The organism is Vibrio zhanjiangensis (genome assembly GCF_030161235.1).
Taxonomy (GTDB): domain Bacteria; phylum Pseudomonadota; class Gammaproteobacteria; order Enterobacterales; family Vibrionaceae; genus Vibrio; species Vibrio zhanjiangensis.
This window is the reverse complement of sequence record NZ_BSPW01000067.1, coordinates 93,606-118,063: the sequence shown is the minus strand read 5'-3', so window position 1 is coordinate 118,063 and position 24,458 is coordinate 93,606. Positions and strand designations below refer to the sequence as shown.

At 40.1% G+C, this 24,458-nt stretch carries 19 protein-coding genes and 1 pseudogene; 3 read left to right on the top strand and 17 right to left on the bottom strand.

The window, feature by feature from the left end; all coding sequences use genetic code 11:
• Positions 1 to 16 precede the first annotated feature (16 nt).
• The 4 genes from QQK21_RS15275 to QQK21_RS15260 form a co-directional block, all read right to left on the bottom strand.
• Positions 17 to 610 (bottom strand): cysteine dioxygenase, encoded by a 594-nt coding sequence (locus QQK21_RS15275; RefSeq protein WP_284193047.1) that lies wholly within the window; start codon positions 608 to 610, stop codon positions 17 to 19.
• A 155-nt stretch (positions 611 to 765) separates the two neighbouring features.
• A complete protein-coding gene (locus QQK21_RS15270) occupies positions 766 to 1,707 on the bottom strand; it encodes a LysR family transcriptional regulator (RefSeq protein ID WP_284193046.1) in 942 nt (313 codons plus the stop codon).
• Positions 1,708 to 1,901: 194 nt separating this feature from the next.
• A complete protein-coding gene (locus QQK21_RS15265; RefSeq protein WP_284193045.1) occupies positions 1,902 to 2,495 on the bottom strand; it encodes a nitroreductase family protein in 594 nt (197 codons plus the stop codon).
• A 1,062-nt stretch (positions 2,496 to 3,557) separates the two neighbouring features.
• Complete coding sequence (locus QQK21_RS15260; RefSeq protein WP_284193044.1) at positions 3,558 to 5,267, bottom strand: S8 family peptidase; 1,710 nt, start codon at positions 5,265 to 5,267, stop codon at positions 3,558 to 3,560.
• 358 nt (positions 5,268 to 5,625) lie between these two features.
• Here QQK21_RS15260 and QQK21_RS15255 point away from each other — a divergent pair, with 358 nt between their 5' ends.
• Positions 5,626 to 6,105: a PaaI family thioesterase gene (locus QQK21_RS15255; RefSeq protein ID WP_284193043.1), complete on the top strand. Its 480-nt coding sequence runs from the start codon at positions 5,626 to 5,628 to the stop codon at positions 6,103 to 6,105.
• Between the two features lie 78 nt (positions 6,106 to 6,183).
• Here QQK21_RS15255 and ompW read toward each other — a convergent pair whose 3' ends face one another.
• From ompW to QQK21_RS22350, 6 genes and pseudogenes are all read right to left on the bottom strand, one after another.
• Positions 6,184 to 6,831: an outer membrane protein OmpW gene (gene ompW, locus QQK21_RS15250; RefSeq protein ID WP_284193042.1), complete on the bottom strand. Its 648-nt coding sequence runs from the start codon at positions 6,829 to 6,831 to the stop codon at positions 6,184 to 6,186.
• A gap of 230 nt (positions 6,832 to 7,061) precedes the next feature.
• Entirely contained in the window at positions 7,062 to 8,690 is a 1,629-nt protein-coding gene (locus tag QQK21_RS15245) for a methyl-accepting chemotaxis protein (RefSeq protein WP_284193041.1), read from the bottom strand.
• Between the two features lie 258 nt (positions 8,691 to 8,948).
• Positions 8,949 to 10,259, bottom strand: a complete 1,311-nt coding sequence (gene shyA, locus QQK21_RS15240; protein WP_488803718.1) for a peptidoglycan DD-endopeptidase ShyA — start codon at positions 10,257 to 10,259, stop codon at positions 8,949 to 8,951.
• Positions 10,260 to 10,486: 227 nt separating this feature from the next.
• Positions 10,487 to 11,107 carry a hypothetical protein gene (locus tag QQK21_RS15235; protein WP_284193039.1) on the bottom strand — a complete coding sequence of 207 codons (621 nt, stop codon included), beginning with the start codon at positions 11,105 to 11,107 and terminating at the stop codon, positions 10,487 to 10,489.
• Between the two features lie 323 nt (positions 11,108 to 11,430).
• A complete protein-coding gene (locus QQK21_RS22355) occupies positions 11,431 to 11,745 on the bottom strand; it encodes a CZB domain-containing protein (RefSeq protein WP_431313125.1) in 315 nt (104 codons plus the stop codon).
• 102 nt (positions 11,746 to 11,847) lie between these two features.
• Positions 11,848 to 12,516 (bottom strand): annotated as a pseudogene (locus QQK21_RS22350) (methyl-accepting chemotaxis protein); the annotation flags it as partial.
• Between the two features lie 313 nt (positions 12,517 to 12,829).
• Between QQK21_RS22350 and QQK21_RS15225 the strand changes: the two are divergent.
• A complete protein-coding gene (locus tag QQK21_RS15225) occupies positions 12,830 to 14,533 on the top strand; it encodes a protein adenylyltransferase SelO (protein WP_284193037.1) in 1,704 nt (567 codons plus the stop codon).
• Positions 14,534 to 14,785: 252 nt separating this feature from the next.
• Here QQK21_RS15225 and QQK21_RS15220 read toward each other — a convergent pair whose 3' ends face one another.
• The gene (locus tag QQK21_RS15220) at positions 14,786 to 14,995 is read right to left on the bottom strand and encodes a helix-turn-helix domain-containing protein (RefSeq protein WP_284193036.1); all 210 of its coding nucleotides are present in this window, start codon (positions 14,993 to 14,995) and stop codon (positions 14,786 to 14,788) included.
• Positions 14,996 to 15,004: 9 nt separating this feature from the next.
• A complete protein-coding gene (locus QQK21_RS15215) occupies positions 15,005 to 15,553 on the bottom strand; it encodes a DUF2975 domain-containing protein (protein ID WP_284193035.1) in 549 nt (182 codons plus the stop codon).
• 253 nt (positions 15,554 to 15,806) lie between these two features.
• Here QQK21_RS15215 and QQK21_RS15210 point away from each other — a divergent pair, with 253 nt between their 5' ends.
• Complete coding sequence (locus tag QQK21_RS15210) at positions 15,807 to 16,415, top strand: pyridoxamine 5'-phosphate oxidase family protein (protein WP_284193034.1); 609 nt, start codon at positions 15,807 to 15,809, stop codon at positions 16,413 to 16,415.
• A 65-nt stretch (positions 16,416 to 16,480) separates the two neighbouring features.
• Here the strand turns inward: QQK21_RS15210 and QQK21_RS15205 are convergent, their stop codons facing one another.
• From QQK21_RS15205 to gshB, 5 genes are all read right to left on the bottom strand, one after another.
• Positions 16,481 to 17,662, bottom strand: a complete 1,182-nt coding sequence (locus tag QQK21_RS15205; protein WP_284193033.1) for a kynureninase/PvdN C-terminal domain-containing protein — start codon at positions 17,660 to 17,662, stop codon at positions 16,481 to 16,483.
• Positions 17,663 to 17,679: 17 nt separating this feature from the next.
• Positions 17,680 to 18,525 carry a tryptophan 2,3-dioxygenase gene (gene kynA, locus QQK21_RS15200; RefSeq protein ID WP_284193032.1) on the bottom strand — a complete coding sequence of 282 codons (846 nt, stop codon included), beginning with the start codon at positions 18,523 to 18,525 and terminating at the stop codon, positions 17,680 to 17,682.
• Positions 18,526 to 18,738: 213 nt separating this feature from the next.
• Positions 18,739 to 20,658 carry a leukocidin family pore-forming toxin gene (locus QQK21_RS15195; protein ID WP_284193031.1) on the bottom strand — a complete coding sequence of 640 codons (1,920 nt, stop codon included), beginning with the start codon at positions 20,656 to 20,658 and terminating at the stop codon, positions 18,739 to 18,741.
• A 512-nt stretch (positions 20,659 to 21,170) separates the two neighbouring features.
• Positions 21,171 to 23,180, bottom strand: coding sequence for a flavohemoglobin expression-modulating QEGLA motif protein (locus QQK21_RS15190; protein ID WP_284193030.1), 2,010 nt, complete (start codon positions 23,178 to 23,180; stop codon positions 21,171 to 21,173).
• A complete protein-coding gene (gene gshB, locus QQK21_RS15185; RefSeq protein ID WP_284193029.1) occupies positions 23,161 to 24,201 on the bottom strand; it encodes a glutathione synthase in 1,041 nt (346 codons plus the stop codon). Before gshB ends, QQK21_RS15190 begins: the two co-directional genes overlap by 20 nt.
• Positions 24,202 to 24,458: the final 257 nt, after the last annotated feature.

Here is a 24,458-nt window from a genome sequence, read left to right as displayed (position 1 = left end):
TATCATTCATAAAACGTCAAATTTCATAAAACCAGGTATCTTGTTGTAAGACAAGTAACTCAGGCTGGCCTTTTTCGAGCTGGTATAAATGAAACTGACTTAAGGGTGGCGAATAAACATGTAAAGTTACCAAAGGCTTGTCATCGGCCTGCAGATTAGAAATCTGGTGAATATCGTTGTCCTGACTGACGGTCACCGTTCCCTTGGGGTAGTGTGTCGATTGAACAGCATAGATATAACCGTTCTCGGCAGTATCAAATACGGTTTCAGTCGCCTCTCCTTCTAAGACACGAACCCCACAAGCTGTATCCATATGATCATGAATTTTACTTCTTTGGCCATTCAACCAACTTAATATCAGGACTTCACAATGCTGATTTTTGAACAGACGTTTACGGCAGTAACTGTCTTTCTCAAAGCTTGCCAATGATTTAATTTCTTCGTCTTTAATATCCACACTTTCAAGAATAAAGCGGATTGTTGCAAGCGGAAGGGGTTTATCGATAAGTGCAACTTGCTCAATAAGTGACTGATAACTTAGTCCAAAATCACTATCAAACAAGGTAATGAGTGCGGGCCCCTGTGAGGCTACTGTTTCTGAATGTCGCAAATTACTCTCCCTATCGTTTTTCATTTATTTTGACTAGATGATGATTCAATAGACAGACAAAAATACAAAAAGTGTCATAGAACAGTCTCAATAAAAGATTTGAGTCACAATTAATACGTAACTAATATCAAGATCAATTCCAATCAGAAACTCAGCTAACAACCCACCTTGACATTGACCGACAGAGATTGGTAAATCATTTTTCTCAACCATATATGGCCAAGATCCGTTGCTTTTCTTCTATGCCAAACCGCATCAAATTTGAACGAATCAATATGAAATGGCGGATTAAACGTAACGAGTTCGGGGTGTTTTTCCAAAGTATCGATCGCTCTCTTGGCTACCGTTAATATCAAGTCCGTCCCTTTAACAAGCTCACTTGCAATCCCATAATGCGGTAAAACCAAACTAATATTACGTCGATGTCCTATCTTGCTAAGAGAGTTGTCAATTTCATTATCAATCCCCTCTTTGAGCGCAACGAGCAAATGAAAACGAGATAACCAAGTAGATAAACTCAAATATCCGCACTCGGGGATTGTAGACCTGTCGGCAACGCAAATGAACTCTTCTTCAAATAATGTTTCGGCTTGTAATTCAGTACCTATTTCGGGAAACACCCCAAATGCAATATCAGATTCACCGTCCATGACACTGGCGATCATTGACTCTTGACTGCCTTGTTTTACAACAAACTTTATGTCAGGAGCCAATACGCGGATTTGAGACAGCAAATTGGGTAGAACCACTTTCGAACCGTAGTCTGACATAGCAATCCGGAATGTACGATTTGCAAGTTTAGGTGAAAACTCTGGCGGTTCAAATAAGGTGGTTAATTGGGCAAGCGCCTCCTCTAGTGGCTGCAACAGCTCTTCAGCTTTTGAAGTCAGCTCTAACTTACCAGCTCGGCGGATAAGCAGTGGATCATCAAATGTTTTCCTAAGATAAGCTAAAGAGTGACTCACGGCAGGTTGGCTTTTACTAAGCCGAATTGCAGCACGAGAAATATGCTTTTCAGACAGTAACGCCTGCAAGGTTACTAAGTGATTGAGATCAACGCGTCTTAGGTAATTCATATTTGGGCTTGTAAACGGCATTGTTACTTAACTCATTGTACAGTATAAAAAAATCAGCTTACTTTCAATTCGCCTACTACCATATGAGTTGTTATTTGGACGTACTCCAAGGTATTGATGAGTATGCTTTCAGACAAGCTAGATCCCGAAAAAATTCACTGAGTCAGATAACCAAAGATGCACCGAACTTACAGTGCAAACCGGTTCATATCAAACTACTCATAAACAATGCAATGTTCTTCATCATCAATAAAAAATTTAGGTTCAGGGTGTTTCTCTATGGTGCCAAAGGGCAGTTGTGCCATCAGCTTCCAACTGGCTGGAATACGCCATTCTTGCGCAACACCTTCATCTATTATCGGGTTATAATGCTGTATCGAAGCCCCTAAGTTTTCTGCAGCCAATGCGGCCCAAACCGCTAACTGCGCCATACCACAGGCTTGTTGAGACCAATTTTCAGCATATAAAGGGTGATTTTGTTTTTGCTTTCTTACCACATCAGTATCTTCAAAAAACAGTACTGTTCCAAAACCTGGAGCAAAACATGCGTCAATTTTTGACAAACTTACATCAAGTGAGTCAAGCTCAAGAACCTTACTCAATTCATGCTTCACCAAAGTCCAAAGTTTGCAGTGATGATGGCCGAATAGGATGACAACCCGGGTACTTTGAGCATTATATGCTGAAGGTGACATGCTTAATGCCTGACTAACCAGTTCAGAGATATATTTCTTAGGCAAAGTAACGCAGTTACCCAAACCATATACAGAACGTCTCTTTTCTAGATGTGACAAAAATGAATTTTTCACTAACATTCCCATTTTTATATTCTATTAATGATAATTTTTCTGCTTTTAAAAGAGATTTTTACTAATCTATATTGAAAAAACCATTCCAACTATGTACACAATCTCAGCTATTCTTTGCTCACCAAATCAAGAATTGAATATAGATACCACACACTAACCTCTCAAGACTCTGTGTTACAACATAATAACCATGACTGGAATGAACATCCGATGACCAGCAGGGTCAGAGTAAAATTTCTACTGTAAAAGTTTCAAGATAATCATAGAATGTTGATGCATATTAATTTCTATATTCCTTTTCTATGCTAATTCTCACACAATTCTCATTTCTAATGAAATTCGTATGACGAATGAAAATTAAAAAAACCTTACTCCTTATTCATATAATGAATATTTATCCAAAAAAATCAACAAGTTTTGTACAGGATAATTATTTAATTACTTGTTAGCCAACCTATTCAATACCATAATAATTGCATATATTTATGATTTAAAATCTTATTTATCATTAATTAAAAAGTAGCCAAGAAAGATTCTCTATCAATACTTTAACCGATGAAAGCATGTAAATTATTTTTATTAATATCATATGAATAATTATTATTTATCTTAAATATTAATAAAACACAAACCGTATTTAATTTATAAAATAATCTACGCGGATATTTTAATAACTTAGACTCAATGATTACTATAATTTCTCTACGAGAATGAAGATAAATGTAAAAGATAACACATCAAAAACTTAGACTATGAACGCTTTCATATGTCTGATATGACCTATTTTTGATTTATTACACTAGAGTACAAAGTAGGTTCAGTAGTCAATACACTAACTCAACATGTAATTCTCACCAATCGAAAGATAAGTCGTCACTTCTAGAAGACCCAGAGGATGACCAAAACGGCAGCAATCAAAGGTACTAGCAAAGGAGAAATATATAACCTTGGTTTCATGGCACAGCTATATCCATCGTGCCGATACGATGTAAAATCACTGATAATGAAAGCTGTACAGAAAAGGGCTAACTAAGTAGCCCTTGCGTGTTACAAAAGAAGAGATTAACGGCTTTGAAGTTCGTCAAAAATCGCTTCCGCGTCAACCACACCACCAGAAATAGACATAGAGCTAAACGGCACTAAATCTTCTGGTGAAGTCGGATTTTTCACCAATAACTCAGGATAAATGCGTGCCTTACTCATCAGTAACTCTTTGAGTTCAACGGCTGTCAAATCTGGATAATGTGACCATACCATAGCCGCGACTCCTGATACCACTGGTGCAGCCATACTCGTGCCACTATAAGTAGAGTAGGTATTGTCTGGTGTTGAAGACAAAATGCGATAACCGGGAGCAAAAACATCTACCGTTTCTTGCCCATAGTTACTAAAGCTCGCGACGAGGGAGTCATCAGCATATTTGGCTGAAGCACCAATATCCATCCAAGTCGAGATAGGTTTAGACCATTGGTGTTTGGCGAACCGATTAGGGAAGCTGGGTTTAATATCATTATTAGTGCGGCTATTACCAGCGGAATGCACAATTAAAACCCCCTTACTCGCAGCATAACGAAACGCATGATCGACAACAAACTTACGCGGCGAGTAGCTTTTACCAAAACTCATATTGATAATTTTTGCGCCATTATCCACCGCATAGCGTACTGCATTAGCGATGTCTTTATCTCTTTCATCCCCGTTTGGTACCATACGAACAGCCATAATCTGAGCATAATCAGCTAAACCATCGATACCAATTCCATTGCGGCGTTCTGCAGCAATAATTCCGGCAACATGCGTACCATGAGAGCCTACTGGACCTTTGACGTCATTGTTGCCATACCCTTTCTCCCAAGCGTTGTCGATATCATCCATAACAATATCTGCGCGAGTATCGAGCTCTAGATTGTAATGATAATTTAGAGACGTCTCATAACGGGTTTTACGCGATTCTATATAGTCAAAGGAATACCATGACTCAAACACCGCCAAGAGGCCTTTCGTAGCGTCTACAACCTCTGGGTTAGAGTGGGATAGCAATATTTGCAAGCCATCTACTGTAAAATCTTTATGTTCCACTAACGCTAGAATCGCCTCTTTAAAACCATTTGCTTGTTCAAAAGCCAATGTTGCTTGTTCAAGCAAATTCTGGTCTGTGGCAACAGAACTGAGATAGTCAGCTTCGACACCTTTGTAGTACTTCAGCAGTTTAGGCGGGATCCACTCTTGCTGTGCAACCATTTCAAGATACTTTTTGTATTCTCTAGTCACTTCCAAAGTATCTTGGTCAACATTTATCCCTAGAGAATTGCCTAAAAAGTTCCAGCCATGCACATCATCAATGTAGCCATTGCCATCATCATCGATGCCATTCCCTGGAATCTCGTCTTCATTAGTCCAAAGCTTATTTTTTAAATCTTCATGTTCAATGTCAACACCTGAGTCAAGTACGGCGACCACAACTGGCTGCGGTTTAAGCGGCGGAAGCATAGTTTCATACACATAATCTGCACCAACACCTTGCAGATTAGAGTAGTTTGCAGACATATTGAACCAATCACCTCGCTGCTCTGATGGCGGAACCATCGTATTCATAGGTGAGAAAGCGAAAGGTTTAATTACTTGAGTTGAATAGTCTTCAATAATATTGCCTTTTACATCAGTGATAATCGGCAAATTCTTTGGAGTTGGCTCAACCGTGACACTCGCTGAGACCGATGCTGAAGCCATAATGGCAACAGCAAGCGTAGAAAGTTTATATCCATTTTTCATTTTAATTACATCCTATTTAATTATTCGCTTAAAAAGCGAACAAAAAGATAAGATGCAAAGCTTAGAAAATCATTCATATCTTCAATTAATTGATATTAAGATCTCACTATGAACGACATTTACATCTTAAAGTTTGAGATAAATTCTATTTACAAATAAATCAATTAACATGAGATGCAATTGAAATTAAAAGACTGTCCCAAATACTGCACGGCATATGGATAAATATCCTAACTTTGATATTGAAAGTAGTGCAAAATGCCTGTAACAAATCACAAAATCACATTATAAACTTGAAGTATATTTGTTCCATGCTTAACTATGTTGGATATAACTAATTGAAATATGAGGAATAGGCATGGAGCCAAGAAGATCGTTTCAAGAACAAATACCCAACAACCACTGTTTTGGCTGTGGTCCTTTGAATGAACAAGGGTTAAACATTCATAGTTATTGGAATGGGGAGAACGAATCGGTCTGTAGCTTTAACCCACTACCACATCACAGTGCAGGCCCTTTACATTTTCTCAATGGTGGCATTATTTCGACTATTATCGACTGTCACTGCGTTTGCACCGCGATTGCAAAAGGCTACCTCATGCGAGATAGAGAAATAGGAGTAGGCGAAGCAGTATGGTTTGCAACAGGAAGTTTGGAGGTAAAATTCTTAAAGCCAGTGCCCATTGACAATAAAGTAGAGTTAATTGCGTCAATTTCCGAAGCAAAAGAAAACAAGATTATACTTAGCTGTGATTTATTTTCCGCAGACAGTCTATGCTGTCAAAGTACCGTCACCGCCGTTAAAGTCCCCAGCCAATGGTTTGAACCTAGGGAATAAGTACTGGCAAGAAAAGCCAGCAATTTTGTCGTGCTGGCTTGGAGTATTGGCTCACAATATGTTTGGTAGAAACTTCAGCTAAAATTTATAGCCGCCACCGATCATAAACACCCATGGGTCAATCTCTACATCGGTTGAAAATTCAGTGTTTCCCGCTTTATATTTTGCTGTTGTATCAATATCTGCATACCAAACTGACGCATTCAGAAACCAGTCTTCGTTAAGCATATAATCGATACCCAGGTTTGCAGCTAAGCCCCATGAATCATCAAGTGACAGGTCACTCAACCCAGCTCCTTTTCCTGCACCATTTAGTTCTTCGTCAAAAAACATGGTGTAGTTTATACCTGCACCTATGTATGGGCGAATATCACTATCAGCACTGCCAAAATAGTACTCAAGCATAAAGGTTGGTGGCAAATGTTTAGTTTCTGCAATCTCACCTAAATTACTATAATTTGTAGAAATTTTATGTGAAAATGGTGTGGCTGCAAGCACCTCAAAGCTGATATTGTCTGTGAACATATAGCCGAAAGTCAGACCAAGCTGAGTATCGGAATTAACAGAAAAATGATTACCTGGTGAGTTAAGGACATCTCCACTACTGTCGTTAGGTGAAACCGTTGCAATGCCAGCACGGACAATAAAGTCTCCTTCTTTATGAGCCAAAGTTTGGCCAGACATCAGCGCGGTAAGTACGATAAGGCCACACAATCTTTTTTTCATCTTTGATTTCCCTCGCAACTTTATTGTTGTTGAACTAAAAGTCGATATCTTTTGGCGCACGTTATCATAGGAATAATCATCGACTTTGACGGAAATCAAATGACACTGCCTAAATATTTAGGCAGTGTCTAATTTAAGGTTTGGGTCACTATTTGGTACGGCTATGAATGACGAATTTATTACACCAAAATATATAAAGCGTTCGAATAGACTAAAGTAGTCAACGTGTATTAGCCCACTTTAAAGAATGAAAGCTCTGTATTTTGCTTATCAGCGAATGATGCCAGCTCTGACGCAGAACTCGTTGCTTGATCAACAGCACTCACATTCTCGTTAACCAAATCAGACATAGTGAGAGTACTTTGAGATATCTCCTCGGTAACGCTGTATTGCTCTTGTGACGCTGTGGCTACCAAGGTATTGATTCTTGAAATGGCTTCGACTGAGCTAGCAATATCGTCAAACGACGCTTTGACATTATCAGACAGCTCCACTGATTCCTGTATCAGCGCTACATTTGCAATCATATTGTTATTCGCTTTTTCAGATTGCTCTTGAAGCTTAGTTATAATTTCTTGGATATTTTGCGTAGACTCCTGTGTCTTACCCGCAAGCTGCCTAACCTCATCAGCCACCACTGCAAAGCCACGTCCCTGCTCTCCAGCACGAGCCGCTTCGATAGCTGCGTTCAAAGCCAGAAGATTAGTCTGATCGGAAATAGAGCTGATCACATTAGTGACTTCGCCAATGTTCACTGCACTGTTTTTGAGTTCCTCAATCATGCTCGCGGTCTCTTGCACAGACTGGTTTATGTTTTGCGTTAGGACAATCGATTTATCTAAGGCTTTGTTACCATTCTTCACATTGCTGATCGCTTTGTTGGTTTCCTCCTCTGCCTGAACGGCATTCGATGATACCTCCTTAGAAGTACTAGATAACTCATTGATAGCCGTAGAAATATTTTCAACTCGATTGAGAACATCTTGAGTATTATCCGCTGTATTTTGCATCAGTTGAGTCAAATGACCTGAAGATGTAGTCGTATTATTGGAAGACTCGGTTAGTTCTCTAATCAGCTGAGAGAGTTGATTAATAGATTGATTGTAGGTTTGTTTAATGGTGAAAAATTCGTTCTTGGATGGTGTGAGTTCCAAAGGTTTCAATATACCTTTGGCAAGTTGCTTTATCGCTTGCGACATTTCATTAATGTTTTTCGCTAGTAAATGATTAATAAACATCAAAAATGAGCCCGATACCGCGCAGCAAATTACAGAGAGTATAATGACATTAAGCACAGATGAAGATAAAGAAGACCGAAGCGCAGTATAACGGGTCTGCAAAAAGGCTTCTTCACCACTGTCAATTTGTTCAAAAATAACCCGCATATCATCCACATACTTACGGCGATCTTGTTGTATGAAACTCAGTACCTCTGAGTCACTGGCTGCTGCTCTTAGAGCAATTCCCTTGTCAATTTCAACACTAAGCCATTCTTCGTACAAACTTTTTATCGTATTTAACCGTTTGATTTGGTCATCAGTAGGGTTGTTGATAAAGATGTCCGCCAAATACTGCATATCTTTTTTAATGTTTTCGACACCCAAGTTGTATGGCATAAGTGACGCCTGAGATTTGGTCAGCATATAGCCTCGAAAGCCCGTTTCTATATTAAGGATTTGCTCTAGCAAGCTAGCTAATGTTCCCTTTATCTCATAAGTCTTCGAAACCTGTTCTTGGCTGACCATCACATTCTGATTTGACTGACTGGCTAGAATAGCAACAGAAATAAAGCCCAAAATCACAACAGAGAGTGCAGTCAAAATGAGTACTTTTGTTGGTAGCTTTTGTAATGCATTCATAGAACAATTCCAAACTAGAGGTTTAATCAATAATTCTAGACGAAAAATAGCCAGTTGTGATGCATCAAAGCTCTATTGGAAAATATTTTCTTTAAATTCAAGATAATAGACTGGACAGCCTAAACTGAGGCTATGGATAAAAAAACGCATACATGTGAGTGACCAATGTATGCGTTTAATTTTAGTTGGATACCAATAATGAATTAGAGAGTTATTCCATTACATAAAGACTGGCATCAAAACCAAGATTACAAATTTTTAACTGGTTGGCTTCTCTGATTCCGTATTGTCAGCCAACTGAATTTCTTGCTGTCTTAACATGGTATCCAACTCATCACGACGTGATTTAAATGCCAGTATTTCACTCTTAGGAACGGAACTCGCCATAGGAATATTGGCCGTCATGGCATTAACGGCTCTTCCACGATCAATCAACTCATAATGGATGTGGGGTCCTGTTACACGACCAGTCGCACCAGACAAACCTATTCGTTGTCCACGAGACACTTTTTGCCCTTTACTGACGAGGATTTTACTCAAATGAAGGTAACGGGTCTTGTAGCGGCTTCCATGTTGAATGACCACATAGTTACCCGCATATGGGTGTTTGCGTGTCATTACCACAACACCATCTCCCGTTGCCTGAATTGGCGTTCCTGTTGGTGTTGCCCAGTCGGTACCATTGTGAACCGTGATACGACCCGTCACAGGGTGTTTTCGGGCTGGATTAAAATTGGAGCTCAGACGATAGCTGCCACTGACAGGTTTGCGCTGAAAAGCTCGCTGTAAACTATTGCCATTCTTATCATAGTACTGACCATCTGAGTGTAAATAGGCGGTAATTTCTCGACCGCGATTGTAAATTTTTATTGCTTGTAATTCGCGGTTACCCGTATCCTTCTCTCCAACATACTGCTTAGAAAGAACAACTTCGAACACGTCACCAGCGCGAAGGTCACGGGAGAAATTGAGTTTATCTTTTAGTAAATTTACAATTTGTTCATTTTCACTGCTGCCAAGGCCAACACGGTGTAAAGACTGAGAAAAACTGCCCGCGATCTCTCCAACTAAGGCTTGCTCTTTCCATATTCCGGGAATTTTTACTTCGTTAAAAGCATAGCTTCCATCGTCGAGCAATCGATATACCGCTCTATCAACAATGCTAAATTCCAATTCCATCTTAGCGAGGCGTTTGGAGTCACCATCTCGCCAAAACCTCAGAGTATTTCCAGGTTTTAGGGTGTCCAGTGCCAAATAGTTCAGATCCGTCTCCATGATTTTCATCAGCTCGCTATAGCCAAAACCCAACTGATCGAAAATCGTACTGAGATTATCACCTCTCTTAATCACATATTCGTAGTCTGGTATGTCACGAACCTCTTCGGCCTGATTAATCAGATCATTTGTAATGCTCGATTCGGGTAACGAAAGATGAATTATACGCTTATTTTGACTGGCATTATTTGTTGCAGAGATAACCAATGCGGCAACAAGAGGAAGACTCAAAAGTATCATCTTTCTCGATTTAGAAAGTTCTCTAAAACGAGATCTAAAACTGTTGGGTTGCACAATTTGACCTATACATGGTTAAAACAAAAAGTTTAGATTACGGTTTTCAGGGAGGCTTGTCACCTTTTGATTGTCATTATTGAATCAAAAATAGGACAAACTAACCGAAATATACAAAACACATTGTTGATAAATAAGTCAATTTGTCAAGTTAATTTCCGTTTGTTCAGCAACGAGACCTAACATTGTAGCCCGAAAATAGACGATTAGGTGTTCACAACCCGAATTTACTTTAAGACAGGCGAGAGCGCCCGTTCATCGAATTCAAAAAGCATAATGTCTGCAGTCTTTGGTTTCTGTACCATAGGCTGATCCAGTTTACGTTGTTTGACCCTGACTTGTATATTTTGACCTTGTTGCTCTAATCGCTCAACTTCAATTCGATCGCCAAGCAAGTATGCATCTCTTGAAATCATACGATGTCTCAATTTGTCGTAATCAAAAAGAGTCAAGTAATAAAATATACCCGTGCCTTGATTCGATATCCTCATAATGACAGCATAAAGAGTCTCGTTAAGCTGAATTAACTGGCGAGTATCCAGTGTTACTGTGCCACGTACTGCCTGATCCTGATAGTATCCTTGTGCTAACCCAGAACCATTGTCTAAGCGTTGTATAAATGAATAAACTTGGGTTTCTGGCACTTTAACCGTCCAAGGATTAGGTGTTTTTATTCCAAATACTCTCAGCATGACAGCATCTTGATTGGTGACTTGACGTGAAAACTTTGCGGTAATGCTATCTGCTGGCAAGCTAAACCTATATACCCCAGCAATAACGACCAAAATTAACAATACAATCGGTGTAAGCAAGATAAGAGGGACAGGAAGAATGCGCTTTTTAGTCATGTTATATTTGATATGGCATAAAAATATTGAACATTATCATAGCAGTATAAGAAAAGAGATAAAATGAAACCGTGAGTTCCCATCTAGGTTCAGGCAGCTCAGTAACTTGCGTAAACTACCTGCTGAGCTGAATTCAAAGCCTAGTATAAAGCTAAAGCATGCTCTCAATGACCATTTCTCCACATTGTTGAGAAACTGTTCTTTGGGCATCTACTTACGTACTCAACACGAGCGAAAAATGAAATTAAAAAATTGAATTATATTCTAACCAAAAGTAGCTCCGCTTAGACAATTGCGTGGGCACTTTCACATGGAATACCCAACTAGCTAGCGTTAATATCATCAATCAAACTTTCCAACAGAGCGACAACTTCTTCACTCGCCGCTTCCATCGTACTTAGATGTTTGAACATACTTTTCGTATCACCTGCTTTTCCCGACTCAAGAGCCAATCTGCCTGATTCATGAACTTGTTTATGAGGGGCATCAAGCGCCTTAAAACTATTTAGGTGACTATACAATTGTTGACCTTTACCCTCAAAATACCACTTACCGAGACGACATTCAGTATGCAGATTAACTGGGGTGTCAAAATCTTCATTCACAACCTGCTTGTATACCGCACTTTTCCACACCATATGATCCATTTTCACAGTATCCAAAAACGCTCTTGAAGCTTTGTCATAAATGACCCGCTTCATATTTTCTGAGCTTTTAAGAACCTCATTGAGTGATGAACGTATCGCATCGGAAGATATAACTACTTCTTCAACACTACGTGCATCATTTTGAATTGACTGCTTAATTTCAGACGACTGAGCTAAAATAGCTTTCACTAGAGCTTCAATCTCTTCACTGGATTTGTTTGCCTTTTCTGCAAGTGTTCTTACTTCATCCGCAACAACAGCAAAACCACGTCCAGCTTCTCCAGCTCTGGCAGCCTCAATAGCTGCGTTAAGAGCCAGAAGGTTCGTTTGTTCAGAAATTTCCTGAATCGCACCCACTAGGTGACTGATATTAGATGCGGTGTCAGAGAGAGTTTCTGCAGACTTCATGCTATTCGATGATTGCTCGCGAATATGAAGTGCACTTTTAGAGAGCTTAACCAATGCTCTTTCTGCTTCATTAAACGTGTCACCAACATCTTCTAACACCGTGGTTTCATGCTCAAGCTGAGTAGCAGAATCGGCTAAACCATTCCTTATTCTATCGATTAAATCACCACTTCCTACCAATAATGATAATACTTGAGACGACAAACCCGTTTGCTGCTGCGAAGCGTTTTTCTCCTCCAAGCTCGCATTTAACGCCTCAATATCTTCTAAAGATGCTTTGTGCTTCAATTCAAGCTCATCTATTCTCTCTTGCAGTACTTGATTTTGTTGTTTTAATTTTGATGTCCAAATCATAGTGTATCAATCCGTGGCTTTATAAATGGTAAAAAAGTCCTATTCCTTCATGGTAGGAATGAGCAGCTCATACACTAATGATAGTTATATAATTAGTGTATGAGGCAAAAATGGAACATTTTTATTTGATGATTAAAACACTCACCGTTACTCAAAGACTTGGTGAATCATAAGGAATTGATATAGTAGAAAAAGCCTGAAAGTTGTCTAACTAAACAATTGACACCAATTTTGATGTCAATGATTAATGCGTTTTTTTGATAGAAACGTATCATAGTCCATTAGGAAAATTGTTCATTGGAGTATTTAGGTCATGGGTAAACCAAATGACACTCAGGCAACACACACCACAGGCAGCATGGAGGATTTTGCCGCAGCGGCGGATTATTCCTTGCTCAACAATCTGCATCCCGATCCTGATGCGACAAAAAGTGGTAAAGATCATCGACCTCGGCAAGTCTTCTCTGGACATTACGTCCCTGTCAAACCCACTCCAATAGCTGATCCTATCTACATTAGCCACAGCCAAACCTTCTTTACCGAACTTGGGCTCAGTGATGAACTAGCAACATCAGAGGGTTTCAAACGTCTTTTTTCCGGTGATATGAGCCATGTTCCTCACCCAATGCATAACGTTGGCTGGGCAACGGGTTATGCATTGTCCATCTTTGGTACTGAATACATAGAGCAGTGCCCATTTAGGACTGGGAATGGCTATGGGGACGGCCGCGCGATTTCTGTATTTGAAGGGGTATTCAATGATAGGCGTTGGGAGATGCAACTCAAAGGTGGCGGTCCTACCCCATACTGTAGAGGTGCCGATGGTAGAGCAGTACTTCGTTCAAGCGTGAGAGAATTCCTTGCTCAAGAGTATATGCACGCTCTCGGCATTCCTACCTCTCGCTCACTATGTCTTTTCGCTTCGCAGTCAGACACTGTCGATCGCCCATGGTACAGTGAAGGCTCTCACTCAGAAAACCCTGACATCATGGTAGCCAATCCCGTTGCTATTACCACTCGAGTTGCTCCTTCATTTTTACGTGTTGGTCAACTTGAGCTCTTTAGCCGTCGAGCTCGCAGCCATACCGATAGTGGCGCGATGACTGAGTTAGAGATGATAGTTCTGCACATCATAGAACGAGAATACAAGGATGAGATTAAATCCTCGTTACCACTTGAAGAGAAAATCTTGATGCTTGCCCGTCAGTTTAGAGAAAGGCTCACCTCTTTAGTCGCAAACTGGGTCCGTGTTGGTTACTGCCAAGGTAACTTTAACAGTGACAATTGCGCAGTTGGGGGATTCACATTAGATTACGGTCCATTTGGGTTTTGTGAATATTTTGAACCTTATTTTCAACCATGGACTGGCGGTGGGCGGCATTTTGCTTTTCTCAATCAACCGATAGCAGCGGAAAAAAACTTTGAGTCATTTTGCTCAGCGCTAGCAACTCTTTTGTATGCCTCACCAGAGCATAAAGTCGAGCTAAGCATGATCTGCGACGATTTTTCTCAAATAATGCAAAACAAAATGGCTCAGATGTGGGCAGATAAACTGGGATTAACATCGCCAGATAATGAACTCCTTAATCAGCTCATCTCACTGATGATGAAAACTCATGTCGATTACACACTCTTTTTCCGCGAACTTTGTAACATACCACAGAGTATCTCTGGTATTGACAGTAGCTTCTACACCAAGCCTAGTGATGAAATCAAGCATGAATGGCAGCAATGGTTGTCTTTATGGCGCGACAAGCTTCTCTCAACATCCAGTCCCGAAAGTGCCTCAAATCGAATGAAGAAAGTCAATCCCAAATATACGTGGCGAGAATGGCTTATTGTTCCAGCATACCAACAAGCAGAACATGGCGATTATAGCTTAGTCCATCAATTACAAGACATTTTTCAATCCCCTTATGATGAACAATCACAACGAGTTGCCGACAACTATTACCGTTTAAGACCTAAGGAGTTTTTTGCCGCAGGTGGTGTGTCCCATTACAGCTGTTCATCATAACATGTCATATAAATACCGACGGAATAAACTCACCAAATAAAAAGGGCCTCGCATGGCCCTTTGTTGTGGTCTTATTGACCTTTTAAGGGCCAAGATTTCTTTGGTGCTTTAAAACTTGGTTTACCAAGAACTGGGCTTGGAAACATCAATAACATTCCCTCCCCAGCTGTGCCTGCTACGCTCGGTGGAAAGTTCACATCATCCGATTGGTTAATGACGCTCAATAACAGCGCCTAGTTAACATTATCTTGATTAAGCGCTTGGCTGATATTCTAAAATATCACCGGGCTGGCATTCTAAAACCTGACAAATTTTTTCTAATGTACTAAAACGAATCGCTTTTGCCTTGCCATTTTTTAAAATTGATAGATTTTGCTCACTGACACCCACTCGTTCGGACAGATCCTTTAAGCGCATCTTGCGTTTGGCCATCATCACATCCAGATTGATAATTATATCCATCGCAAACTCCTAAATTGTATGCATTTGCTCATCAGCAATTTGCTGGGCTTGGTGCATAACATGCGAAATAACCAATACGATACAACCGCAGAATAACGCCATTACATCCAAACCTGAAAAACTTAGCGATAGGACTCGCTCACCAGGCGGATTGTTAAAGCTTAACGCCACTGAAATAAGCCCTGAATAGATAAAACCACCAACCACCCAGTAGAAGAACACCAAGCCAAGTTGCCGATAATATCGGACCGTCTGAATAGTAAAAATTTCAGAATTTTCGTAACTTCTAAATAATTTCTTCAGCAAAACAAGAGCATAAAAAATAATCCCACAAGGTAGGGCACTAGCCAGCAAGGCCAAAAGGCGAGTTTGCAGTGTTAAAGGCTGATGAATAAAAGCGTCAATATCATAAGATAATTGGATGATACCAGTCTCGTTTAAAACATCACTGGATGTCTGCACTGTAAACCAAAAGTAAATCGTCGCCAAAGGCAATAACACCAGCAAAAAATCAAGAATGAACCCAATTCTTCGGCTGTAGGTTTGAATCTGTTGCATAAAAGTCTCCTATTGATTGATGGCGTCATCTTGGCATCAAAAACCAGTAAAACAACAAAAATTTATCGAAATTCGTTAATTTTTTAACGCTTAAAATACACCCCTATAGGCAAGATAAGTTTGGAAATTTACTTACGTGATCTCGGGAGCAAAACGTCAATATAGGCGATAAATAACAGGTATATTCTTAGATATAAGTATCTGTTTAGGATACAGTTTGATTCTTACTATCCTTAACGATAAAAGTTTAAAAATGAGTGAAATTCAAACGATAAACCAGTTGGAAGCTCTCTATCCCAACCCCAGTCCTAGAGCCCAGAACAAGGTTTTACCCGCTTTAGATCGTCACGCCAAAACCATGGTCAATCATACCCATTTTGTCATTCTAAGCACTTGTGACGCACTAGGCTTTACAGATGTTTCTCCAAGAGGAGGCGCTCCTGGTTTCATCAAAGTGGTTGATGACTCCACCATATTGATCCCTGATAGTTCGGGTAATAATCGATTAGACAGCCTAAGAAATATCATTAGCAACCCTAAGGTTGGATTGTTAATTATGGTCAGTGGCATTGATGAAGTAATTCGCATTAAAGGCAGGGCAAGCATTCACACCGACTCAGAGTTATTGGCAGCTTGCCCTGACGGAAAAAAAAGCCCTAAAGTAGTGCTTAAAATCACCATTGAGAACCTTTATTTTCACTGTGCTAAAGCCATAATGCGAGGAAAAGTGTGGTCAGGTGAATATAAGGTTGAGCGCTCAATTCTCCCCTCTTTAGGTCAAATCTTAAAGGAGCAACAGAACCTTGACTGTAACGATATTGATCAAAAAGAAATGGTGCAATACTACAAATCAACTCTATGAAGGTACTAGGACACTCAAGGTATCGTGTGTCCTAAACATTTCCATTTATGAGCCTTTAATGATTGTTACGAAAACTGCTTAGCCACAAGCTCTATCTCATTAAGCGCATTATCGATTTGCTCATTGGATACATAAGGCGCAGGGCCTAATCTCAATTGATTACCTCGACTGTCGGCTTGTACGCCTCTGCTTTTAAGCTTTTGTACCCACTTTTCAGCTTGTGGTGTGGTTAAGGACAAAAAGCCAGCGTTATCTGCAATATCATGACAAGGCAGTGCTAACACCTCATGCGCAAGATGCAAGGTTTCTATGCCTCGCCAAAGTCTAGATACCTGTTGTCGATTTAATTCGCTAAGTCGCGCGACAGACAGGTTCTGCTGATCAAAGAAATCAAATACCGCTGCGGCGCGGTAATGGCTGGTCGGATCGTAAGTCGAGCCAGCAAATGCCGCTTGGCCTTTGCCATAACTCACTTGATCTGGCGCTTGGCTGAGCACTTCAAATTCAGCGAACCAGCCCGTGATAATGGGTGAGCCTTGGTAGTTGGCAGGAATACGCATAAAACAATTGCCCTCGCCCGCTTGGCAGTATTTATACCCACCACCAACAATAAAAGCGTCCTGCAGCTGCCATTTGGCGAGATCAAGCTCAATCACATTCGTTGCGTGATACACATCCACCAAACATGGGATAGCAAGCGACTTTGCAGCCTTGGAGACTTCACCCACTTGCTGAAATATTTGGCTCGATGCAAAAAAAACGGCGGACAACATAACCGCGTCTGTCGAGCGATCCAATTTTTCGATGATCCGAGCAGATAGAGTTTCAGACGGTTGAGTGGGGACAACCTCTACACTCATACCCAGTGTTTTAAGTCTATTGAGTTGGCGACGCATAGAATGAAATTCGCCATCGGTCGTGACTATTTTTATCGGTGCCTTTTTTTTAACTTTGAAGCCGTCAAGATCAGACAGGAATCTCAAAATAAGTTCGTGAGTTGATTGCCCAAGCGCTATTTGTCCATTGGGATCATGCATAGTGCGGCGATAAAAGGCTCTCACTTTCTCTGCTTTTTTAAACGCAAGTTCCCACTTATCGTCAATATGCTTGGCGGCGTCATTGAAACATTCCATCACACCTTGCCTTGCGACATCAGGCCACGCTTGATGAGAGTGTCCAGATAACAAAATACGTTCAGCGACCTTAAATTCTTGGTAAAATGGCTGTATATCTTTAACGATATCCATATTTCATCTCGCTTCAGCTAAAGTTGTGTTCGTAACTCAAACAGCTCTGGGAAAAAACTGATATCGAGTGCCTTTTTCAAAAAAGTCACGCCCGACGACCCCCCTGTCCCCTTTTTGTTGCCAATAATACGCTGCACTGTATACATATGTTTGAATCGCCATTGCTGAAAGCTGTCCTCAATGTCCACCAGTTTTTCCGCTAACTCGTACAACTCAAAATATTTATCAGCATCACGATAAACCGTCAGCCACGCATTGAGTACCGAAACATTTCTCTCGTAGGGTAAACTCACATCTCTCAACAAATGGCTCTGGTCTACCGCTAATCCTTGCTCGGCAAGCATAGATAAAGTCACATCATATAAACTCGGTGCTTCCAATACCTCTTTAAGCTCTTGATAAACCTGAGTATCATTTTCGTGAACTTTAAGAAGTGCTTGATTTTTATTACCAAGTAAAAATTCAAGCTTTCGATAGCCGTATGACTGAAAGCCTGAGGAATGACCCAAGGCATCTCTAAATTTTAAGTAATCTACCGGAGTTAGGGTAGAAAGAATGGCCCAAGACTGAGTAAGTTGATTAAAAATTTGTTTGACGCGCGAAATCACTTTAAACGCATGACCAAAATCGCCTTGTTTAAGGTTCTCTATTGCCTCAGACAGCTCATGACCAGCAAGCTTCAACCACAACTCACTCGATTGATGAATCACAATAAACAACATTTCATCGTGCTGATCGGAAAGGGGGGCTTGTGCGGTAAGAATTTGATTGAGTTTCAGATAATCACCATAAGACATATCGTCTTTAAAATCAGTATGAATGTCTTTTTCCATCTCTCGAAAATTGTTGTGTGGACATACCATAAGCTAAGCTCCTATTTTAATACTAATACGTTATAAGTTGTATATTAGTACCATAAGTTCAAGGATATAGCTCAATTTACAAGGGGCACACCTAGAATTAGGTGCGCCCCTTAAACACAGTTAGTATCACGATATTTACTGGCTTATCACAAACAGCTTTACTGCCTAGCTAAGCAAGTGTTCCCAAATGCAATAGGTGCAGCTAGCCAATGACTACTGACTATCAGCATTAAACACATTGGCGTAAGTCGTGATTGTGCGAAGGCTCACTTGATCGCTGTCCTTTTCTTGAGAATACAGGCCTAACTTACCCGTTGATTTATCGTGGCCTAGATTCTGATTATTAAAATCATTGACTAAATGGTCGCTGTTTTCTTTCCACGTCCAACGTTGGCTCAAACTTTGATTACATGTTTGAAGCTTATCTAATGATTCGCCGTCCAAGCACATGGTCATATCATTTACACTCATATATCGCCCCGATTTATCAAAGATAAACGACTGTGTATCTTTGGTCGAGTCACATACCTCGGCCGCAATCGCTCCATCCTTGTTGACAACAATACAGCGATTGTTAAAACCGCCCAATTGTAGAGTCACGGGCCTACCGCCGGAAAATACAGGGTGATCCCAGTTCACTTCAAACGACACAGTCTCATTGATTCGACGACGACCATCGTTTTCAAAGCCATGATACGAATGGTGTGTAATCGTATGTTTATACGTACCATTATATATAGGACGAATATTCACTGAAGAATCAATCGAAAATTCAGTTTTACCTGTTGCATCTGGATCTGCTGTGTAAATGACTTCCATTTTAGGCACAAAGCCGGTGTAGCCTATAGAATGGATAAGGCTAGTATCCAGTGGATACACATTATCCCATAGCGGATCTGTCCACAGACTCAGCATCGACTCTGCTGTTGCATACTGATCTCGCACCCATTTAAACTTAATATTTTGTGCATCAGTACCGCTTCTTTCAACACGATAGTCTTGTGTATCAAAAGTGAATCGCAGCTGCTGACTATAACTTGCGGTTGCACCCAAAGATCCTTTGGGGCCATCAGGACCAACGTCTGCACCTGCACTCACACCTAATTCAAAACCAGACACCTCTGTCGAACTGAATTTTGCATTGAGATTTTCTCTTGGAACAGTTCTCAAGATTTTTGCTTTGTCATTGGAAGCACTAAAGGTAAATTGGTAATCTTGCGCTATGGCATCCGTCGCCCAATCTGTCACATACCCATCATAAGTATTATAGTCTTGACCAGATGCACCAAGACCAATAAGAGTGCCAATAGCGACAACGGGGGCGAATGGCCCAGCAGCAGCGGCTCCGGCAAGTGCTCCGTAATCGGCACCGAGATCGATTTGAGAGGATACATGATCGAGATTCTCGTTGAGATGAATACCAACACCTGAGGTATCATCATCTAAACTAATACGAACAATTTTTGCATCAGGCGTTGCCGATCCAGATTTACCATGCGGGAGAGAACGTTCCATAATAACACGGTAAATAAGAGAAATATTGGCGTTATCGCAAAAGACTCTTTGTCCCCTACCATCAAATAGATGTGATGTGTTGAATGTACATTCTTGATCCGTGATTGGACGATTAACGTTCAAGTAAAATGCGACGTGAGGCAGAGACTCATCCTCAGAATTCACATTTGCACTACCATCACGAAGAGCGGCGGTCAAAGGGGCTTCTAATCGAAATGCATTCGGATCGTTCTCATCTTCGAGAGGCGTATACAATAACTCCCCTTTATGCGGTGCAATAACCAAAAAATCGCTAGTAAAAGACAACCCAGTTTTGCTGCTCAGAAGCTTTTTCGCTTCTAACTTCTGAGACAGGTCTTCAATTGTGCTAAAGTCTATTAAATAACGCCGCTCTAGATTTAAGACATTATTTTTAATAACCGTCATCGTTGGTGGTTCAAATTCTCCACTTAACCAATAGCTGGCATTAATATAGGATACTTGACTACTATTTTGTAAACTACTTAGTATTTGAACTGATACACCTTGTGGCTCATCTATGGATGCATTAGCAGTACTCCATGCCAAACATGAACTAACAGCAATAGCAATAAGTGTCTTTTTTTTATTTGATAGCATAATAACCTCTACAAATTTTTCATTTAGGTCCTACCTTTTAATAGATCTCATTCTCTTTCATATACAACCAAGTTGTAGAATAAGTAATGACGGCTATAGAGCACTACATCTAGCAAAAAAATCAAAAACTTATTGTTTTATATACGTAGCACTCATTCTTCCATGGTTGTCTAAGGCCGTTTGTGAAGTTACATTAATCGTCCCGACTCAAATACAAATACAAATATCAATATTCATTTTAAAGTGTAAATGATTACAATTTAGCTATAGATCTAAAAATCAAAAATAATAAACAAACGCTATTGATATTATGAATATTAAGATGATAGAGTAAAGACTTTAATTGATTGGTTGATTATAAAAATAATGCATACTAGTGTTAGAAGTATTTATATTTAATGGAAATAAAAAGGCATGTAAAAATCAAACCTCACACACCTTAATAATAATAAAAAAAATAATAATATAAATATTATTTATAGCTAAAAATCTCGCAATATTAATACCATATGTTAGGCATCAAGAGATTGGATTAGATAGTCTAGAGTCGGGTTGATACTTTCACTATCTTGAGAAAAATTAGGCATAAATAAAGGTGGTTTCAACCATCCACGTTTCATAAGTTCATCGAGAAGGTCGTGGTAGCGAAAACTACACTTACCAATAAAAAGACTCTCAATAGAACGATGCTTATCTATATGTAAAGCATGCAAAAAGCCTTTCAGGTATAAGTGATCTTTGGTAAACCCTCCCCCACGGTATACTCGAGTTGTTAGAGAAAAAGCACTGTCTTTGTCCACGTCTAATTCATCAACAAGATAGTTATATGTGTGGTGAAAATTTTGCTCTTTCAGCATAGAGTCAACCGCCAATACTCGCTTAGCAAGCATGTTGAGACGCTCGTGAGACAAGTATCCGGATTTGTACTCGGCTAAAATCGCTAACCCTTCTTGTGATACCGTCGAATTTGGTAAACCTAAACGGAATATCTTCAGCGGCTGGTGACGCGCATTGTAATTGGTTGCCATATGAACACCAAGCTCATGCTGGGCTAAACGTTCCAACTCTCGCTCAGTAAAAACGGCCTTGCTATTTACATAAAGCGTTGGTGGAAAAGACGTCACCATCGCTTTTGCTGCAATTGAGTTTGAGCCAACAACTTTGCACTTCATCCCCAGATCATTCGCTGATTTAGACAGTCTAGCCATTGCTTCATTGGAGTCTAAACTCTCTTGGCTATCTTCAACAAGCAGCTGCGCGTAGAGCAAAAACTTAGCATTAGCTAAATCTGTCTTTTCTGGTCGCCCATGATAACGCAGAGCATTGTAGAGAAAACTTTCACTGCCTACCGATGTCAGTAAGTCCATTTTATCATTTAATTTTTGCACCATATCTGCGTATAAATGGCGCATATCTGGATCTGATATACTCTCTATGGGTAAATGATAAAGCTGTTGCTTAAAATCGTTAACATTTATTGGTAACTGTCGGTAACGATAATTGGGTTTGTAACGACTTGGAGAAGATTCAAAACGTTTGAACTCAGCATTTAAGTTAGTTGGATTAACATACTTGAGTGTTTCTACTTTACAAGCAAGTTGATACAAGGCTTTATCAACCAGGATCAAATTGGGCTCAATATGAGAACTCAACATATCCGCTTTGCTGATACGACGCTTCTTATTGAATTTTCTCTGCACAAATGCACTTGTTTGGCTAAATGCGGCTTTTAATCCTGATTGAAGTGCTTCTAATACAAGAGGAAAAGGTGTTCCTGTCTCTTCCTCCATAAACACCTTCTTAACTTCAGTCGGTAAAACCAAAGTACGATCAAAATGAGCATTCGTATGGGAGATAAGATAACCTCGTCCCTGAAAGACCGCATCCATCTCAACCGTCGTAGTAATATTAGGCAGCACCACTTTACTGAGTTCCGAACAAAAACGTTGTACGACCGTTCCCCAGCGCTCCATATCTATTTGAGAAGTGCCTATATTAAAAACAGGGGTGTCACATCTTTGCCTTTTGTAATTATAAGAATGCACATCAAACACCACCACACTCTCATGCATAGACTCAAGTTTGGTGATAATTGCTTCATAAATGGCATAAAACGCGTTGTGCTTACGATGGCTTTCAGACCGGTGCCTAGATCCTAAAGGTTTTTTCCATACAATACGACTCCAAGCAGATTTATAATACGTGCTCAAAGTAAGCGCTCGATTCAAGTCGTACTCAAACCGAGAGTCAAGACCAACCAAAGTGATCGGTTGTGAAGCTATCATATCGTCTGTAAAGGGATCTTCTTCAAAAAAGCGTTCAGATTCATCAAGGACACATCGATGAACAAGCTCATTTCTCAACCGTGAGCCTGCGTGAATCGCCGCACAAACAACCGGAAGGTATTCATCAATTTTTACCAAACAGCCAGCTTCGATAAGCTCACCAGCAAAAGGCTCTCCTCGCTGAATGAATGAGAGCATTTCTTTAAGAGTGTACTTATTATGGCTCGATGTGTGCATTTTTTACCGCCGAACGGAAAGCGCTCTTTCTCTGTTGAAGGAGCTCACGAGAATTGACTATATTTTCGACAAAATCTATCACTTGTCTTTGTAACCTAACACGGTTAAGTTTATTGATTCGCATGATCCCTCCAGGACTAAGGACATTCACCTCAACAAGTTTATTACCTATGACATCAAGCCCTGTAAAATAAAGTCCATCACGAACCAGTTTAGGACCAATTGCAGCGCATAAACGTCTTTCTTCTCTAGTAATGGAATGTTTCATCACTGTTCCACCAGCATGAACATTTGAGCGTACTTCGCCATTAGCCGGTACACGTTTCATCGCACCAATGGGTTCACCATTTAGCATCAGTATGCGTTTGTCGCCTTCTTCAGCTCCTTCAATATAATCTTGAAGAATGACGTAGTTACTTTGCTCACCTTCTCCAATGTAGAAATCAAGCAGTGAGCGAAAGTTTTGCCGAGCATTTTTTTCAATCACAATCACGCCATGTCCGCCAAAACCGTTCAGCGGCTTAAGGATCATTTTCTCACTTTCGGTCTCTTCTAAAACGCGCTGCAAATAATCTCGGTTTTTAGACACATGTGTGGCGGGTATAAACTCACTAGCAGCCCCTCCCATGCTTGCTGTATAAAGCTTGTTATTTGCAAGTCTTAAGCCTTCTAGATCATTAATGATCAGAGTGTCATCTTTAATTGAGTCTAAAAAGTTGAGTGCTAAATTGTCTAAAGGGGGATTTGCTCTCATAAAGATAACATCAAAACCCGCCATAGGCAGGCGTGATTTAGTAAACCGAACCTGTTTATAAAAAGTTGGAATTTTGTCTGAAACTTTACTCACTTTTTTGATAACGTTGCAGAAGCCAAAAACGGTACTGTCTCGAATAGTCAAACCACTCGTTGTAGTAATAGCAACGGTATGCCCTCTGGATGCACATTCATGCACTAATCGCAAAGTCGTATCGGTCTCAGGACAAACTCGTTCCCATGGGTACATCAAAAAGCAGATATTCACTACTCGTTATCCTCTAATCTATAAAAGTTTAATTCATCACCAGATAAGCTGGGGTGACGACTTAAAGTATGAAAATGTTTCTTGCCCTCAGATAACGTTACATACTTAATCCATGCTCTCTCAATTTAGTAGAGCTATGGGTACGCGAAAGATATTCGTTTCCCCCCATCAGAACAACAAATAATTTTTGTCGTTAAGATGCTTTTTTTTAATCAAAACATTTACTCTCAAAACAGGCTTTTATTATTGAGACAAGC

Excerpts from the sequence above, each read along its gene's own strand:
- QQK21_RS15270 (WP_284193046.1), bottom strand. The coding sequence starts at position 1,707 with ATGCCGTTTACAAGCCCAAATATGAATTACCTAAGACGCGTTGATCTC.
- QQK21_RS15260 (WP_284193044.1), bottom strand. The coding sequence starts at position 5,267 with ATGAAAAATGGATATAAACTTTCTACGCTTGCTGTTGCCATTATGGCT.
- QQK21_RS15255 (WP_284193043.1), top strand. The coding sequence starts at position 5,626 with ATGGAGCCAAGAAGATCGTTTCAAGAACAAATACCCAACAACCACTGT.
- ompW (WP_284193042.1), bottom strand. The coding sequence starts at position 6,831 with ATGAAAAAAAGATTGTGTGGCCTTATCGTACTTACCGCGCTGATGTCT.
- QQK21_RS15245 (WP_284193041.1), bottom strand. The coding sequence starts at position 8,690 with ATGAATGCATTACAAAAGCTACCAACAAAAGTACTCATTTTGACTGCA.
- QQK21_RS15235 (WP_284193039.1), bottom strand. The coding sequence starts at position 11,107 with ATGACTAAAAAGCGCATTCTTCCTGTCCCTCTTATCTTGCTTACACCG.
- QQK21_RS22355 (WP_431313125.1), bottom strand. The coding sequence starts at position 11,745 with ATGGTGTGGAAAAGTGCGGTATACAAGCAGGTTGTGAATGAAGATTTT.
- QQK21_RS15225 (WP_284193037.1), top strand. The coding sequence starts at position 12,830 with ATGGGTAAACCAAATGACACTCAGGCAACACACACCACAGGCAGCATG.
- QQK21_RS15220 (WP_284193036.1), bottom strand. The coding sequence starts at position 14,995 with ATGGATATAATTATCAATCTGGATGTGATGATGGCCAAACGCAAGATG.
- QQK21_RS15215 (WP_284193035.1), bottom strand. The coding sequence starts at position 15,553 with ATGCAACAGATTCAAACCTACAGCCGAAGAATTGGGTTCATTCTTGAT.
- QQK21_RS15210 (WP_284193034.1), top strand. The coding sequence starts at position 15,807 with ATGAGTGAAATTCAAACGATAAACCAGTTGGAAGCTCTCTATCCCAAC.
- QQK21_RS15205 (WP_284193033.1), bottom strand. The coding sequence starts at position 17,662 with ATGGATATCGTTAAAGATATACAGCCATTTTACCAAGAATTTAAGGTC.
- kynA (WP_284193032.1), bottom strand. The coding sequence starts at position 18,525 with ATGGTATGTCCACACAACAATTTTCGAGAGATGGAAAAAGACATTCAT.
- QQK21_RS15195 (WP_284193031.1), bottom strand. The coding sequence starts at position 20,658 with ATGCTATCAAATAAAAAAAAGACACTTATTGCTATTGCTGTTAGTTCA.
- QQK21_RS15190 (WP_284193030.1), bottom strand. The coding sequence starts at position 23,180 with ATGCACACATCGAGCCATAATAAGTACACTCTTAAAGAAATGCTCTCA.